The organism is Gordonia aurantiaca (assembly GCF_039939235.1).
In the GTDB taxonomy this organism is placed as follows: Bacteria; Actinomycetota; Actinomycetes; order Mycobacteriales; family Mycobacteriaceae; genus Gordonia.
In genome coordinates this window covers 42,608-58,976 of the sequence record NZ_JBDUUF010000016.1, presented here as the reverse complement: position 1 = coordinate 58,976, position 16,369 = coordinate 42,608, and the positions used below count along the sequence as shown (strand labels likewise).

16 protein-coding genes are annotated in these 16,369 nt (G+C 67.8%); 12 read left to right on the top strand and 4 right to left on the bottom strand.

The features are described 5' to 3' along the window. Positions 1-147: 147 nt before the first annotated feature. From rsmA to ABFT43_RS21465, 4 genes are all read right to left on the bottom strand, one after another. Positions 148-1,050: a 16S rRNA (adenine(1518)-N(6)/adenine(1519)-N(6))-dimethyltransferase RsmA gene (gene rsmA, locus ABFT43_RS21480; protein WP_347962293.1), complete on the bottom strand. Its 903-nt coding sequence runs from the start codon at positions 1,048-1,050 to the stop codon at positions 148-150. Continuing rightward, positions 1,014-2,159 (bottom strand): transglycosylase family protein, encoded by a 1,146-nt coding sequence (locus ABFT43_RS21475; RefSeq protein WP_347962292.1) that lies wholly within the window; start codon positions 2,157-2,159, stop codon positions 1,014-1,016. The genes rsmA and ABFT43_RS21475 overlap by 37 nt, the downstream gene beginning before the upstream one ends. 150 nt (positions 2,160-2,309) lie before the next feature. Next, on the bottom strand, positions 2,310-3,209 hold the full coding sequence (locus ABFT43_RS21470; RefSeq protein ID WP_347962291.1) for a TatD family hydrolase: 900 nt from the start codon (positions 3,207-3,209) through the stop codon (positions 2,310-2,312). Between the two features lie 41 nt (positions 3,210-3,250). Beyond that, positions 3,251-4,102, bottom strand: a complete 852-nt coding sequence (locus ABFT43_RS21465; protein WP_347962290.1) for a PhzF family phenazine biosynthesis protein — start codon at positions 4,100-4,102, stop codon at positions 3,251-3,253. A 201-nt stretch (positions 4,103-4,303) separates the two neighbouring features. Here ABFT43_RS21465 and ABFT43_RS21460 point away from each other — a divergent pair, with 201 nt between their 5' ends. From ABFT43_RS21460 to ABFT43_RS21405, 12 genes are all read left to right on the top strand, one after another. Beyond that, positions 4,304-5,113, top strand: coding sequence for an MlaE family ABC transporter permease (locus ABFT43_RS21460; protein ID WP_347962289.1), 810 nt, complete (start codon positions 4,304-4,306; stop codon positions 5,111-5,113). A 2-nt stretch (positions 5,114-5,115) separates the two neighbouring features. Next, complete coding sequence (locus tag ABFT43_RS21455; protein ID WP_347962288.1) at positions 5,116-5,979, top strand: MlaE family ABC transporter permease; 864 nt, start codon at positions 5,116-5,118, stop codon at positions 5,977-5,979. 1 nt (position 5,980) lies between these two features. Next, complete coding sequence (locus ABFT43_RS21450) at positions 5,981-7,303, top strand: MCE family protein (RefSeq protein WP_347962287.1); 1,323 nt, start codon at positions 5,981-5,983, stop codon at positions 7,301-7,303. Then, entirely contained in the window at positions 7,300-8,319 is a 1,020-nt protein-coding gene (locus ABFT43_RS21445; RefSeq protein ID WP_347962286.1) for an MlaD family protein, read from the top strand. The genes ABFT43_RS21450 and ABFT43_RS21445 overlap by 4 nt, the downstream gene beginning before the upstream one ends. Before the next feature lie 80 nt (positions 8,320-8,399). Beyond that, the gene (locus ABFT43_RS21440; RefSeq protein ID WP_347962285.1) at positions 8,400-9,443 is read left to right on the top strand and encodes an MlaD family protein; all 1,044 of its coding nucleotides are present in this window, start codon (positions 8,400-8,402) and stop codon (positions 9,441-9,443) included. After that, positions 9,443-10,603, top strand: coding sequence for an MCE family protein (locus ABFT43_RS21435; protein WP_347962284.1), 1,161 nt, complete (start codon positions 9,443-9,445; stop codon positions 10,601-10,603). Before ABFT43_RS21440 ends, ABFT43_RS21435 begins: the two co-directional genes overlap by 1 nt. Beyond that, positions 10,603-11,802 (top strand): MCE family protein, encoded by a 1,200-nt coding sequence (locus ABFT43_RS21430; RefSeq protein WP_347962283.1) that lies wholly within the window; start codon positions 10,603-10,605, stop codon positions 11,800-11,802. Before ABFT43_RS21435 ends, ABFT43_RS21430 begins: the two co-directional genes overlap by 1 nt. Further along, a complete protein-coding gene (locus ABFT43_RS21425; protein ID WP_347962282.1) occupies positions 11,799-13,073 on the top strand; it encodes an MlaD family protein in 1,275 nt (424 codons plus the stop codon). The genes ABFT43_RS21430 and ABFT43_RS21425 overlap by 4 nt, the downstream gene beginning before the upstream one ends. After that, positions 13,063-13,728 carry a hypothetical protein gene (locus ABFT43_RS21420; RefSeq protein ID WP_347962281.1) on the top strand — a complete coding sequence of 222 codons (666 nt, stop codon included), beginning with the start codon at positions 13,063-13,065 and terminating at the stop codon, positions 13,726-13,728. The genes ABFT43_RS21425 and ABFT43_RS21420 overlap by 11 nt, the downstream gene beginning before the upstream one ends. 36 nt (positions 13,729-13,764) lie before the next feature. After that, on the top strand, positions 13,765-14,679 hold the full coding sequence (locus ABFT43_RS21415) for an oxygenase MpaB family protein (RefSeq protein ID WP_347962280.1): 915 nt from the start codon (positions 13,765-13,767) through the stop codon (positions 14,677-14,679). After that, a complete protein-coding gene (locus ABFT43_RS21410; protein WP_347962279.1) occupies positions 14,601-15,599 on the top strand; it encodes an oxygenase MpaB family protein in 999 nt (332 codons plus the stop codon). The genes ABFT43_RS21415 and ABFT43_RS21410 overlap by 79 nt, the downstream gene beginning before the upstream one ends. Then, positions 15,596-16,297, top strand: coding sequence for a GntR family transcriptional regulator (locus ABFT43_RS21405; RefSeq protein WP_347962278.1), 702 nt, complete (start codon positions 15,596-15,598; stop codon positions 16,295-16,297). Before ABFT43_RS21410 ends, ABFT43_RS21405 begins: the two co-directional genes overlap by 4 nt. The last annotated feature ends 72 nt before the right edge of the window (positions 16,298-16,369 follow it).

Below are 16,369 nucleotides of genomic sequence, written 5' to 3'. Positions count from 1 at the left end.
CGAGGCTCGTCGCTATCGCTCCTCGCACCTCAGGGAGCGAACGGTTACGCCGCTGTCGCTCCTCGCACCTCAGGGAGCGAACGGTTACGCCGCTATCGCTCCTCGCACCTCAGGGAGCGGTGGAGTCACATCAGGGAGCGAAGCGCGTCACTCGGTGCGCGCGAGCCTCACGAAGTCGTCGACGTCCAGCTTCTCGCCGCGGATACCGGGATCGATGCCGGCCGCGCGGAGGCGACGTTCGGCCTCGGCGGGGGAACCCGCCCAGGTCGCGAGTGCCGAGCGCATCGTCTTGCGGCGCTGTGCGAAGGCGGCGTCGACGGCGTCGAAGACGCGCTGCCGGAACACCGGATCGGTGGGATGCTCGTCGGTGCGTTCGATGCGCACGAGCCCCGACTCGACCTTGGGTTCGGGCCAGAAGACGTTGCGCCCCACGGCACCCGCACGGCTGACCCGACCGTGGTAACGCGCCTTGACACTCGGCACGCCGTAGGTGCGGCTGCCCGGCGCGGCGGCCAGCCGGTCGGCGACCTCCGCCTGCACCATCACCAGCGCGGTCTCGATCTCCGGGAACAACCCGAGCAGATGCAGCAGGACCGGCACCGACACGTTGTACGGGAGGTTGGCGACCAGCGCCGTCGGCACGACGGGCAGGTCCTCACGCGTGACCTGCAGCGCGTCGGCGAGGATCACGTCGAAGCCGCCGGCCTGCGCCGGCGCGTACTCCGCAACGGTCCGTGGAATCCGTTGCGCGAGGACGGGATCAATCTCGATCGCGACCACGCGGCCGGCGGTGCCGAGCAGCGCCAGGGTCAGCGAGCCCAGACCGGGTCCGACCTCGAGGACCACGTCGTCGGGACCCACACCGGAGGCGGTGACGATCCGCCGGACCGTGTTGGCGTCATGGACGAAGTTCTGCCCGAGCGACTTGGTCGGACGGACGCCGACCTCGTCGGCGAGTTCACGGATCTGCGCGGGTCCGAGGAGCCGGGGTTGTCCGCGCTGCGGGTCGTCGTTCAGCGGAGGCCCAACTTCGCCGAGCACGACGGCCACGCACCCCAGCCCTGTGCGGCCTGGGTCTTCTTGGCGATCGCGATCTGCTCTTCACGGGTGGCGAGGTCGGCGCGCGGCGCGTACTCGAGGCCGCCCCAGCGCTCCCAGGTGTTCTGGTCGAACTGCACACCGCCGTAGAAGCCGTTGCCCGTGTTGATGTTCCAGTTGCCGGTGGCCTCGCACTGGGCCAGCGCGTCCCACACCGAACCCGGCGGGACGTACGGCGCGCCCGGCTTGGTGCCGATGCGCACGGTCGCGGCGACGGGCTCGGTGAGCACCTCGCTGTTGAGCTTCTCGCGCTTGACCACCTTGCCGTTCACGGTGGTGACCTTATACGTCACGCGCGCCTGTCCGGGAACGCCCTTCTTCTCCACGACCTTGCGGTCGCGGATGAGAGTCGGGTCCTTCTTCGCGATCTCCGGCGGCGCGACCGCCTCCTCCACGGTGACGTCCTCAGTCTTGATCCGGGTGACCACGATCTTCAGGTTCGGGGTGACCTCGGTGTCGGCGGCCGGGGTGACCTTGTCCTCGGGGCCGAGCGGCGCGCCGAGCTCCTCGAGGAGATCGGCCACGGTGTGGGCGGCGACCGTGGGCCGCTTCACGGCGGCACCGTCGACGAGATGGACCGGCTTGGGCAGCGCCAGGTCGATCAGACCACCGTCCACCGGCAGTTTGTCCCCGGCGAAGTCGGTCTCCTCGTCGGCATGGGTGAGTCCGCGCTCGGCGAGCAGTTCCCGCACGGTCGACGCGTTGGTGATCACGACCTCGCGCTTGCCCTCGATGTCGAGCGTCAGCTTCTTGAGGCGGTTCACCTTGATGGTCTGGCCGTCGCCGAAGCCGGAGTCCAGACCGGGATAGACCTTGTCGCCGTCGGCCGGGGCCAGACCCTCGGATTCCAGGAGGCTCTCCACCGACATCGCCATCGTCGAGACCTGCCGGGTGTTGCCGTCGACGTCGATCGTGACGGTCTTGTGCATCGCGACGCCCATCGCACCACCGGCGGCCACGGTCGCGCAGACGGCTCCGACCGCCAGGCGGGCTCGCAGGGAGTCGGTCCCGTTGATCTTGGCGAAGACCGACTTGGGCGAGGTGGAAGGTACGGAAGGCAAGGGCACAACAATCTGGTCGGGTACAGGGCGCCACTGCGACCAGACGTTTCATCCTCTGCGACACGCACACGCACCGCGTCGTGTACCGCCGTCAGCCGGACGAAGCACTCTGGCCGAGCGGGATCACAGTACGATAACGAACCGGCCAGATTATGGCAAAGGGATCGAGTAGACGCGCCGCGCATTGGCCCCTAACAGCGCGGCCATCTCCGCGTCCGAGATGCCGCGGACCGCGGCGAGTGCACGCGCCGTGTACGGCAGGCAGTACGACTGATTCGGCTGGCCACGGTACGGATGCGGCGTCAGGAAGGGCGCGTCGGTCTCGACGAGGATCTTCTCGTCGGGGACCAGTTCGGCCGCGACGCGCAGTTCCTCGGCATTGGCGAAGCTCACAGTTCCCGAGAAGCTCAGGATGAACCCACGGTCGACACATTCGCGGGCAACGTTCCGGTCACCGGAAAAGCAATGCATGATCACGGTGTCGGGGGCGCCCTCGGCGGCCAGGATGTCGAGGAGATCCCGATCTGCCTCGCGGTTGTGGATCATCAGCGGCTTGCCGACCCGCTTGGCCAGGTCGATGTGCCACTTGAAGGTCTCGTGCTGCACCTCGGGCGACGCGCAGTCGTCGGACTTGTTGGGCCAGTAGTAGTCCAGACCCGTCTCCCCGACCGCGACGACGCGCGGATGCCGCGCCATCTCCTCGAGTTCCGCCGCGGTCTCGTCGTTCAGATCCTGCGCGTGCATCGGATGCAGCGCGACGGCCGCATAGACACGGTCGTCCCATTCGGCGGCCTTGACCGCCCAGCGCGCGTCGACCATGTCGTCGGCGACGGTCACCACCTGGTCGACCCCGACGGCCTGCGCGTGGTCACAGATGGCACGCACCGCGTCGGCGTCGCGGCCACCGCACGCCGCGAGATGGGTGTGGGCGTCGACGAGCCCCGGCAGCGGGGCCGGGTCCGGCGGAGGCTCGCGCCGGCGACGCTTCCTGGCCGCCTTGTTGCTGAGGGTCTCCGAGTCGCTCGAGGTCTCGACGGGGACGTCGGTCATGCGAACACCTTCGCACAAGGGGCCGGCGCGGCGTGCGACGGCTACAGGGCGACTGTGCCCTCGATCACCGTCGCGGTGTCACCGCCGATCCAGATGTCCTCACCGTCGTCGTGGACGTGGATGCGCCCGGCGCGACCGATCGCGGCGCCCTGCGCGGCAACGTAGTCGGCCGGCGCCCGGCCGATGGCCCGCAGCCACGTCGCGATGCCGGCGTTGAGGCTGCCGGTGACCGGGTCCTCGGGCACGCCGATACCGGGGACGAAGGCCCGGACCTCGGCGAATGCGCCCCCGGAGTCCACACTGCCGGCGTCGTAGAGCCCCAGCAGGCCGACCTTGAGGTCGCCGAGCGCCGGAACGTCGGGCCGGACCTCGAGGACACGCTCACCCGAACCGACCTGGACGACCATCCATTCCGGACCGTTGTCGACCCACTCCGCGGCGACCACCTCGGCCGGGTCGAGACCCAGCGCCGCGACGACGCGGGCGACGGTGTCGGCGTCGACCGGCCCGGACCGGCGCAGCGGTGGCGCGGCGAACGACAGCCGCGCACCGGATCGCCGGATCCGGACGAGTCCGACGCCGCACTCCTGGACGATGTCCTCCCCCTGCGGCCTGCCGCCGGAGGTCAGCCACGCGTGCGCGGAGCCGAGGGTCGGATGCCCGGCGAACGGCAACTCACCTCCCGGGGTGAAGATGCGCAGCCGGTAGTCGGCCGCCGGATCCGTGGGCGGGAGGACGAAGGTCGTCTCGGAGAGGTTCGTCCATCGGGCGAACGCCGCCATCTGTTCCTCGGTCACCGGCTCCGGGCCACCGGCGTCGAGCACCACCGCCACCGGATTGCCGGCAGTGCCGATCGCGGAGAACACATCGACCTGTGCGAATCGTCGGGTCACGGAATCCATCGTCCCATCCGCCGCTGCCGGCGGGCGGCACCGTCGGATCCGTGACGAATCCCCGCTTCCCACCAGCAGAGACAGAATTGGGCATCCGTCTCGTTTGACTTCATATATGAAACAGGATAGTTTCCCCCTGCGATGCGGATCACATCCTGATCCGTAGTCAGGGACCGTCACTTTTCGTCGACAGGGGGACCAATGGCGTTCGAGCTGCCCGCTTCCCGGGGGCCGTTACGCGACCTCGCCAACGAAGCCGGCTACGTGCTCGGTTTCGCGCTCCAGTCGATCGGCGCGCTGGTCGTGGCCATCCTTCGGCGACGACTGTCGATCGCCGAGACCCTGACGCAGATCGTCTTCATCGGGCGGGTGTCCACCGGGCCGTCGCTGCTGCTGATGATCCCGGTCGGCGTGTTCATCGCCGTGTCCGTCGGTGAGCTCGCCGGCCGCATCGGCGCCGGCGGCTACTCGGGAGCCGTCGTCGCGTTCATCATCGTCGGGCAGGCGTCATCGCTCGTCGCGGCGCTGATGATGGCCGGCGTCGCCGGTTCGGCGATCTGCACCGACCTCGGCAGCCGCAAGATCCGCGAGGAGATCGACGCGATGGAGGTCATGGGCCTCAACGTGATCGAGCGTCTGGTCGCGCCGCGCCTGCTCGCCGCGATCATCGTCTCGCTGGTGCTGTGCGCACTGATCACCGTGACCGGCGTGGGGGCCTGCTACCTCTACCACATCTACGTGCAGCATCTGCCGGCCGGCGCGTTCATGCAGACCTTCAGCCAGTACGGCCGGTTCTCCGACTTCGCCATGGCGCTGGTGAAGGCCACCATGTTCGCGCTGTTGTCCACGATCGTGGCCTGTTTCAAGGGATTACACGCGCGAGGCGGTCCCAGCGGCGTCGCCGACGCGGTCAACGAGGCCGTCGTCATCGCGTTCGCGCTCGTGTTCATCTTCAACACGATCCTGTCCCAGCTCTACACCGTGATGGTGCCGGCCGTGGGGGCGTACTGAACATGGTTGTCTCATTCGACACTTCACTCCGACTCGAACGACGAGTCGGGCAGCAGTGGAAGGACCTCACCGGCGGCATCGTCCGCATCGGCGAGTTCGTCACCTTCATCATGCGGGCGATCGCCGCGATCCCCTTCACACTGGTCCACTACCGCAAGCACGTGCTCAAGCAGATCGCCGAGGTCACCTTCGGCAACAAGTCACTGCTGTCCGGCGGCGGCACGCTCGGCATCGTGCTCGCGATGTCGCTGGCCGCGGCCATGATGCTCGGCGTCGAGACCTACCGCGGCCTGCAGCTCGTGGGGATGACCTCGCTGTCGGGCATGCTGTCGGCGATCGCCAACACCCGTGAACTCGCACCCGTGGTCGTCGGGATCGCGTTGGCCGCCAAGGTCGGAACGGGATTCACCGCCCAGGTGGGCGCCATGCGGATCTCCGACGAGATCGCCGCCCTCGACTCGATGGCGATCCGCTCGATCCCGTTCCTCGCCACCACGCGCATGATCGCGGCGATGGTCTGCATCCTGCCGATCTACATGGTCGGCCTCCTCGCCTCCTACATCTCCACCCGACTCGTCGTGGTGTGGTTCAACGGCGAGTCGTCGGGCACCTACGACTACTTCTTCCACCTCGCGCTCACCCCCGCCGACCTGCTGTACTCGGCGATCAAGGCGATCGTGTTCGCTGCGATCGTGGCGCTCGTCCACTGCTCCTACGGCTACTTCGCCTCCGGCGGGCCGGAGGGCGTCGGGCAGGCGGCCGGCCGCGCGCTGCGCACCTCGATCCTCGCGATCGGCATCTTCGACGTCATCTTCACGTTCGGGCTCTGGGGCCTGGTGCCCAAGATCCCGGGATTGGGGATCTGAGATGACGAGCATGCTCCCGGGGAATCCCGTCTCCCGCGTCAGGTACATCGTCCGCGCGCTCATCGCGATGGCCCTCGTCACCGGGTTCGCGATCTGGATGGTGTCGCGCAGCACCGGTGCGCTCGACCGCGATCCGCACGTGTTCGCCGAGGTCCCGGCGGAGGCCGGCCTCATCACCACCGGCGCACCTGTCCGCTACCACGGCGTCACGGTCGGCGAGATCAGCTCCATCGACGCCGGCACCTCGTCGTCGCGAGTGACCCTCGCAATCGACGGCTCGTCGATCGACGCGATCCCAAGAACGGTGACGATGCGGGTGCTCCCGCGAACGTTCTTCGGAGACATCTACGTCCAGCTGCTCGAGCCGCCGTCCGCATCGGGAACCGAGCCGCTGTCCGACGGCGACGAGATCCGCATCGACACCAGCGCGGAGTCGATGAACCTCTACAGCATCTACACCAAGCTGGCCGACGTGCTGGCCGAGGTGCAGCCGGAGAAGCTCAACATCGCGCTGACCGCGGTGGCCACCGCCATCGGCGACCGCGGCGGCGACATCGGTGTGATGATCGACGACTGGTGGCAGGCATCGCGCACGCTCGAGTCGACGATCAACGAATTCATCGACGCCACACCGAAGTTCCGCGCCGTGGTGGAAAGCCTCAAGCGGGCGACCCCGGCCATCACCGAGTCGCTCGCCCACGCGACGAGTCTCTCCCGGGGCATTGTCGAGAAGCAGTCGCAGCTGGCCGCGTTCTTCACCGACGCCAGCGGATTCGTGGGTGCGGTCGACCCGTTCGTCGCCGCCCAGCGCAACAACATCATCAAGGTCGTCGACTCGACGGGCGTGATCCTGTCGACGGTCGCGGAGAACCCGCAGGGCGTGACGAAGACCGTCACCGAGGCCACGAAGTTCGGTGCCGCAGGTGCGAAGCTGTTCTCCACCGGGCGCTTCGACATCACCGCGGTGCCCACGTTCTCCCAGCCGATGCCCTACACCGGCGCGGACTGCCCGACCTACCAGAACATGCGCGGCTCACAGTGCTTCGGCAAGGGAACCGGAGTGGGCACCGGACCGGTGCGCGCTCCGGGTGAACCGAACCGCAAGCTGGTCGCGCCGCGCCACGCGGCGTTCGCCCCGGCATCGTTCAGCGGTCCCCCGGTCATCGACGGTGCTGCGGAGGCCCCTGTTCTCCGCCGTCTGGAGACCGAACTGCGCGTGGAGCCGGCCGCCGCCCACGAACCCGCGTCTGCCGACAAGCCCAACCCCGCCACCACGCTGATGCTCGGCCCGATGGTGCGCGGACACGAGGTGAAGGTGTCATGACCCCGCTCTCGCTGAAGACCATCCTCAAGGCCGGCTCGTACGTCGTCATCGGCATCATCGCGGCCGTCCTGGTGACCAACACCCTGCGTGTTCCGGTCGAGGGAGCCGCCACGACCTATCACATCCAGTTCACCGATGCCGAGGGTCTCGTCGAAGGCAACCCGGTGAGCATGTCCGGGGTGCGGATCGGCCGCGTGGAGTCGGTGAGCTTCCGGCCGCAGCCCGACGGCACCTCGCTCGCCGACGTCGAGGTGAAGATCTCGAATGACCACCCGTTGCCACTGCACGTCCACGCCGCGATCCGATACGGCGACATGCTCGGCGCCCGCTACATCGCGCTGAGCGACAGCGGCGAGGACGGGCCCACCCGCGACGGCACGCGTATCCCGGTCGAGGGCACGTCGCCGCCGGTGAACCTCACCGCCCTGATGAACGGCTTCGAGCCGCTGTTCTCCGCACTCGACGCGAATCAGGTGAACGAACTCGCCCGCGGCTTCGTCGACACCTTCGAGGGCCGCACCGGCTCGGTGCAGACCCTGCTCAAGCAGATTGCCTCGATGGGTCAGAACCTGGCGGACAACAGCACCGTGTTCGCCAAGCTCATCGCCAACATGAACGTGCTGATGGACACCGTCGACAAGCACAACCCGCAGATCGCCGAGCTGTTCCGCGGACTGAGTGATCTCACCTCCGCAGTCGTCGGCGACAACGGTCAGCTCGCCGCGCTGCTCGACTCCGGCGACCGCGCGGTGGCCGCACTCGCCGACATGATGACCGCGGCCGGCGACGACTTCCGCAAGACTCTGGTGGGACTCGAAAACGTAACCGGCGCATGGATTCCCAACACGCCCGAGTTCACCGCGTTCCTGCGGGAGATGCCGGTGATGGCGGAAAAGATCAACAAGAGCGGACGATACGGGGGATTCATGATGCTCTACCTGTGCAACTTCACACTCAGTGCATTCGGCTACGACGCGAACATCTTCGGTCCGCTCCACTCCCCGGTCTGCATGTGAGGCAAGCGATGTCAGTCATCTGCAGCGCACAGCCCATATCGACCCGACTTCCCGCAGCGACGAGGTAGGAATCCGATCCCGTGTTTCTGGTCAGGCTCATCGACGTCTTCGTCGGAATCTTGGAGTTCGTCTTCAAGTCCGACAAGCGTGCCCAGGGTGCGTCGCCCGCCGTCCTCGGCACCGCGGGCATCATCACGCTGGTCGCGCTGATGCTCATCGCGATCGGCATCCCGCAGCTCACCTACTTCACCAACACCAGCCCGTACAAGGCCGAACTCGCCAACGCCTCCGGGCTCACCACCGCCGACCCGGTACTGGTGGCCGGTGTGCCCGCCGGTCGCATCGAGTCCATCGATCTCGCCGGTGACCGGGTGCGTGTGGGATTCCGGCTCGACAACGACCAGCCGCTCGGCAACCAGACGCGGGCATCGGTGCGGCTGCGCACCGTCCTGGGCAAGCGCTACCTGGAAATCATCCCGGCCGGTTCGGGCAAGGTCGGGCCGGACAACACGATTCCGCTCGACCGCACCACGGTTCCCTACAGCCTCGACGACATCTCCGACGCCGCGGTCACGGCCTCGCGAGACATCGACGAGGCAGCGGTGCGCGCCATGTTCACGACGATGAAGGAGATCCTCCCGCGCAGCTCGACGCTCGACGAGTCGATGCAGGGTGCGACCGGAGCGATGGCTGCGATCACCGGCACCGGCAAGCAACTCGACGAACTGCTCGCGATCTCCAAACGGGTCGCGGAGGTGACCGTGCAACAGAACGATTCCATCGCGAGCGCGATGTCGAGCACGCAGGCGATCGTCCAGACCCTCGTGGTCCGGCGTGTGCTGCTCACCCGCCTCACCGACAACCTGCGGAGTGTGCTCGACCAGATGGCCGCGACGTTCCCGAAGATCCCCATGGGTGAACTCGTCACCAACGTCGAGAAGGTGACGAAGACGCTCAAGGACAACGTCTCCGACATCGACCGGATCCTGATCCAGCTGCCGCCGGCCATCCGCACCATCACCGATGCCACCGGCAATGGAAACTGGACCGACGTCGTGTCACCGAGTGCGGTCATCCCCGACGGGATGCTGTGTGTTCTCGGTGTGATGCAGGGGTGCCGCTGATGACTTTCCGCCAAGTACGTGAGGTCCGCCCGCGCAAGCGCTACGGCGGCAAGATCTTCACCGCGCTGTTGCTCGTGGCCGCGATCGTCGCCGGAGCATGGTACGTATGGGGACGCGATCCCGAGATCCGCACGGTGCACGCCGATTTCGCTTTCGTCAACGGCCTCTACACGGGCTCGAAGGTCACGATCCTCGGGGTGCCGGTCGGCCGGATCACCGAGGTCGAACCCGCCGGGGACCACGTGAAGGTCACCATGACGATGCCGGGACACATCACGCTGCCCGCCGACGTCGAGGCATACGTGCTCAACCCGTCGGTGATCAGCGATCGCCACCTGGAGCTGGGGCCGGCCTACACCGAGGGGCCCCAGCTGCCCGACGGCGCGACGATCCCCAAGGACCGCACCCACTCCCCCATCAGCTTCGACCAGTTGCTCGACAGCATCAGCGTGCTCACCAAGATCATGGGCCCCTCGGCCACACCCGACGGCGAGGGCAACCCCGACGACATGGGCGCGCTGCTCGCGGCGACCGCGAAGACCTGGGAGGGCAACGGCGAGGAACTGGGCTCGGCCCTGTCCGGCCTCGCCTCTGCATCGGGCATCTTCGGCGCCCGCACCGAGGACATCCAGGACCTCATCGACAGCCTCAACACGCTGATGCAGACCTTCCACGCCAAGCAGGTCTCCCTCGACGGTCTCGTGCGGTCGATGGGCAAGCTGAGCGAGCAGTGGGCGCAGGCCAACCAGGACATCAGCGGACCGATCGACGACCTCAAGACGGTCTTCGACGAGATCAACGCCTTCGTGCTCGCGCACGGCAACGACGTCGGGGTCGTCGCGGAGAACCTGAAGGCACTCGGCGACACCCTCGTCGAGAACAAGGCGGGGCTCGCCGAGTTCATGGACCTCGCGCCGCTGATGATGCAGAACCTGTCGAGCACCATCGGTCCGGACCGGCGCGGCCGCATCCGGCTGAACGTGTCCACCACGCTCACCCAGTTCAAGACGCTCAAGCCGCTGTGCGACCGCTTCCCGATGCCGCTGTGCACCGGGGCGGGACTCACCAACCCGATCGCGTTCCCGATCAGCACGTCCGACCCGCTGGGCATCGTCTCGGCCATCACCGGTGGAGCCCTGCCCCCGAAGGGAGGGAACTGATGACTGTGCGTGACAGCAGGCGCGCCAACGGGATTCGCTTCGCCGGGGTCGCGGCGGTGGCCGCGATGGGCCTGACGGCGTGTTCCTACGGACTGCAGGACCTGCCGGTCGGCGCCGGAGGCGGCAACTCCTTCGAGGTCACCGCCGAACTGACGACCGCCGACGGCCTCGTCGCGGGAGCCGATGTGCGCCACGGCCAGCGGGTCATCGGCCGGGTCACCGAGATGCGACTCGTCGAGCGCCACGCCGAGATCACCATGACCCTCGTCGACGACGCCGACCTGCCGGCCAACACTCTCCTCGACGTCGAACTGCCGTCGGCACTGGGCACACCGTTCGTCCGGCTCAGCGAACCGGAGAACCCGGAAGGGCACCTCACCAACGGTGCCCACCTCGGGCTCAAGGAGACCAACGTCGGTCCGCAGATCGAGAGCACCCTCGCCGCGCTCGGCAATGTCCTCGGCGGGAGCGGCGTCAGCCAACTGCAATCGGTGATGACCAGTCTCAACACGGCTTTCGAGAACAAATCGGACAAGGTCGGCGACCTCATCGACACGCTGAACCGACTTCTGTCGCGGTCATCGCGGTTCACCGAGGACTTCAACCTCGCGATGCGGGCCGCCGCGGACGTCAGCGAGATGCTCGTCGCCCAGCAGCAGACCGTCGACGCCTTCCTCGACCAGGTGCCGCAGGCCGTGTCGGTCCTCGCGGCGCAGCGCGAGCAGATCGCGAAGCTCATGAGCCAGACGACGCGCCTGTCCACCAACGTCGCAGCCATCACCGACGGCCGCCAGGAGACGCTCAACGGCATGGTCGGCGACGCCTCCGAACTGGTGAAGGCGCTCGCGGCGTTCAACGACCAGGTCGGACAGACCTTGCAGAACATGAACGCCTTCATGAAGAACTTCAACCGCGCAATCCGGGGAGACTACCTCGTGTTCGACGGCGCGCTCGACGTGCCGGGGGGGATCGACAAGATCCTCACCGGCGGTGTGTTCCTGTCGGGTCAGCCACTGCCCAGCCCGGACGACCTGCGCAAGATCCTGTCCGGCGGACTGGCCCCCGACAAGCCGAGCCCCGACAACGCAGGGCAGAAACAGAAGAAGCAGGAACAGAAGAAGTCCGGCCCTACGACGACGAAGCCCCCGGCCACTCCGTCCACACCCACCCCGGCACCCCGATCAGGAGCCCCGCGATGAGCACCACGCGGACGACGTCGAAACTCGCCGCCGCCCGGACCCGCGTCCTGCGACCGCTGGCCCGCACCGGCATGCTGCAGTTCATCCTCTTCCTGGCGCTGTCGGCGATCGTGATCCCGTACGGCGTCAACTTCATCGCGGGCCCGGAGGGTTTCGGCGACAAGATCGTGCTGAAGGCACGCATGGACGACGCGTTCGGTCTCAGCGCCGGCACCGGCGTCACCCTGCGTGGCGTCGACATCGGCACCGTGCGGTCGGTGGACCTCTCCCCCGACGGCGCGGACATCGAACTGGTCGTGCGCGGGAACACCAAGATCCCCGCCGACTCGTTCATGCAGGTGACGATGGCGTCGATGGCCGGCATCCAGAGCGTCGACATCATCCCGTCGAACAACAACCCGCCGTATCTGAGGTCCGGGGACACGGTCGCAGCTCCCGCGGACAAGCAGCCCAAGCAGATGGACGCGATCATCTCCGACGCGGCGTCGCTGCTGCGCAGCATCGGCGCCGGCAGCCTGACCACCATCGGCAACGAGTTCTACGCCGCGTTCGACCACGACGAGAAGGCACTGGCGAAGCTCGTCTCGAATGGCACCGCGCTGGCCTCGCTGGTCAACCGGAACGCGCCGATCCTCAAGGGGCTCTTCGACGAATGGCTCCAGGTGTTGTCGGCGATGAGCGATACCACCGCGGCCTTCGAGTCAGGTATGCGCAGTGTCGCGACGTTCACCGACCAGCTCGACTCCAAGCAGCCGGTCTTCTACTACCTTCTCGACAAGTCGCCGGAATCCCTGGCCCGGACGCAGGCGCTGTTCGACAAGTACCGCGGCACCTTCGGTGGCGTGATGGCCAATCTCGCAGTGGTCGAACCGATCATCTCCGACCGCCACCAAGCACTGGCCACCGGCCTGCAGTCGATCCCGCAGGGTCTCGTCGACCTCAGGTCGATCGTGAAGAACGGCCGCGCCGACTTCGCGCTCATCGGCACCCAGGGTCCGGTGTGCATGTTCTACGACCAGCCGCGCTACCCGGTCGGGGATCTGGACACCCCGGCGCCGAACCTGGCGCGGTACTGCCCGCCCGGCAACGGTTACGAACAGCGCGGCGCGGTCAACGCCCCGCGACCGAACGACCTCGGCACGAGCACGTGGAAGGACCCCGGCCGTCCGTCCGGTCCGCCCGTCGTCGACGACCCGCTGCTGATCCCGAACGGCCTCGAGCTGTTGCAGTGGTGGCAAGAACTTCTGGAAAGGGCACGAAATGGCAACTGACACAACAACCCGGGACGAGATCGACACAGTCGCAACCGACCTCGAGGACGCGGGCGAATCCACCGCCGCGGCGGCGAAGTCCACCGCCCGCAGCGCGCCGCTGGGCCGGAAACCCTCCCGCGGCCGAGCGCGTCGCGACCGTGAACACCCGGCATCGACGTCGACCGGGCCCCGCCGCACCGCGCTCCTCGCCGGTGTCCTCGCGGTCCTGCTCGCCGTCGCGACCGGCCTGGCCGCATTCTTCGGATACCAGTACGCGACCGACGATGCCGCCGGATCGTCGGCGTCGGACAGCCAGGTCCTCGACATCGCGAAGGACTACGCGGTCAAGCTGTCGAGCTTCGACTACCGGGACCTCGACGCCAACCGCGAGGCCATCACCGCGATGTCCACCAAGGACTTCGCCGAGAAGTACAGCGAGATGGTCCGCGCGCTCACCCAGATCGTCACCGACGGCAAGGGCGAGGCCACCGCCGAGGTCACCCACGCCGCGGTCGAGGGCAACGACGGCACCACCGCGACCGTCCTGCTCTTCGTCGACCAGAAGGCGCGCAACGTCGTCGCGCCGGACGGCAAGACGCAGCCCTACCGGATGGTGGTGACGCTCAAGCACTCCGACGGGCGCTGGCTCGTCGACAACGTCGAAACGAAGTAGCCCACCACCGAAAGCAGCCAGAAAGGAGTGACCGCCATGCCCGCGAGTTACCTACCGGCGATCGAGGAGGTCGAACCGGAACTCACCACGGCGCGCACGCGCATCGAGATCACCACGCGCAAACGCCGGGCGACGAGTCTGCGGAAACCGGCGCGCATCCAGGAGGCGATCGACTTCTGGTCGTTCGCCGGCGCCGCGGCCAACGTCGTCATGCAACTGGGCTGGCCGGAGGTCGCCTACGGCGTGATGGAGTCCAAGGTCGAGTCCGGCGCGCTGATGAAGCACCCGTGGAAACGCGCCCGCACCACCGCGCAGTACCTCGCCGTCGCGATCCTCGGCACCGAGGAGGAGAAGGCGATCTTCCGGGAGGCGGTGAACTCCGCCCACCGGCACGTCAAGTCCGACGCCAACTCGCCGGTGAAGTACAACGCCTTCAACCGCGAGCTGCAGCTGTGGGTCGCCGCATGCCTGTTCGTCGGGATCGAGGACATGCACCTGCTGCTGCACGGGCTGATGACCGAGGAGGAGGCCGAAGAGTTCTACCAGTCGGCGAAGACCTTGGGCACCACGTTGCAGGTCACCGAGGACATGTGGCCGGCCACCCGCAAGGACTTCGACCGCTACTGGAACCTCGCGTGCCAGCGGATCGTCATCGACGACACGACGTGCGACTTCCTCAACGACCTCGTCGACCTGAAGATGATCAACCCGCTGATCCGGCTGCCGTTCGTGAACCTGCTGCGCTTCCTCACCATCGGCTCGCTGCCGCCGATCTTCCGCGATCAGCTCGGCCTCGAGTGGACCGCCGACGACCGGCGCCGGTTCGAGCACCTGTTCACGTTCGTCTCGATCGTCAACAAGTTCCTGCCGAAATGGATCCGGTTCGGCGGCAGCCGATTCCTGATGCGGGACCTGCGTCACCGCATCAAGCACGACCGGGTGATCGTCTGACCGGGAGGCGACGTTCCCACCCCGACCTCGCACAGGTCCTGCACGAGCCGGTGATCTACCTGATGTGGCCGCGGGCCGCGCTGATGCAGCTCGCCCACCCCGGCGTCGCGCCGACCGAGGTCGAAAGCGGTGTGTACGGCATCCGCGGTGCCGGCCGCTGGGCGGGAACGGTGAACTACCTGCGGGTCGCGGCGTGCGGCGACGACGAGCAGCGTCGTGTCCTGGCCCGCGAGGTGAACCGGGTGCACGCGCGGGTCCGCGTCCCGGCCGACGCCCCGGCCGGGGGCCGGCGTCCCGCGTTCGACCCGCGCAACCAGCTGTGGGTCGCGACCACCTGGTTCGTCAGCATCGTCGACACCTACAGCCTGTTCGTCCGCCCGCTCGACGACGACGCGGTCGCCGGGCTGTACGAGCAGTTCCAGCGCATCGGCACGCTGCTTCAGATGTCGCCCGGCGACTGGCCGGCCGATCTGGACCAGCTGCGCGCCTATGTCGCCTACGTGGAAGGCGACTATCCGGCGGCCCTGCCGCGCTCGGCGTCGTCCGACCCGGAGCACGTCACCGCCGGCGACGTGGCGGCGCAGGTGTTCTCCACCTACTCGATGCCCCGGCGATATGTCCGGCTCCTCCCCCGCATCCGGTTGCTCACGTGGGGGATGGCCGGCGAGCGGTTAAGGTCGATCTACGGAATCGAATGGTCCGCCGACCACGAGCACCGGTTCCGACGCACGGTGCGCACGGTCGCCAGGTGGCAGAGTTGTTGCCCGGGCCCGCTTCGACGCCGACACGGACGACGCCAGGCGCGCCGCCGTGCAGACCGGACAATTGCAGACCGAACACCTGCCGAACGAACACCTGCCAACCGATCCACACAGACCGCGGTGACCAACCCCCACACCAACGGACGGAACCAACGATGACCCCCGGACCACTGCACAGGACCCAGCTGGCAGTCGAGGTGGCCGACTACCTGCGCACCCGCATCATGACCGGCGTCCTGCGGCCGGGCGAGTTCGTACGACTCGACGAGACCGCGTCGGCGCTCGGCTGCAGCGTCACCCCCGTGCGCGAGGCCCTCGCGACGCTGCGCGGTGAAGGACTCGTCAAACAGGCACTGCATCGCGGCTTCATCGTCGAGACCCTCACCCGCGGCGACATCGTCGACATCTTCTGGATGCAGGGCGAGCTGTCCGCGCGCCTCGCCACCCATGCCGCCGAGAACCCGGACCTCGAGACCAATCTCGCCGAACTGGCCGCGATCGTCGACGACCTCGAGCTCGCCGTCGAGGCCGGGCGCCCCGACCAGGTGCTGTCCACCGAGTTCGCGTTCCATCGCAAGGTCCACCTCATGGCGCGGAGCCGCAAGCTCGCGTGGTTCCAGTACTCGGCGAGCAAGTACAACCCGCTGCAGCTGTACTCGAACGACCCCGAGTGGGGCCGCGAGGCGATCGCGAGTCACCGGCGGCTCATCGGACTGCTGCGCGCCGGGGACACCGAGGCGATCCACGCCGAGATCGTCGCCGCTTTCGACGACGCCCGCGACCGCCTGATCGCGCAGCTCGAGTCGATCGGGTTCTGGGAGGACGACGAGGAGTCCCCCGCCGCGACCTCAGCATGACGCGCCCGGCGTGACGCGCCCGGCGTGACGCGCCCGGCCCTTCACCGCGCCTTGGCCGGTTCGGGCGGGTAG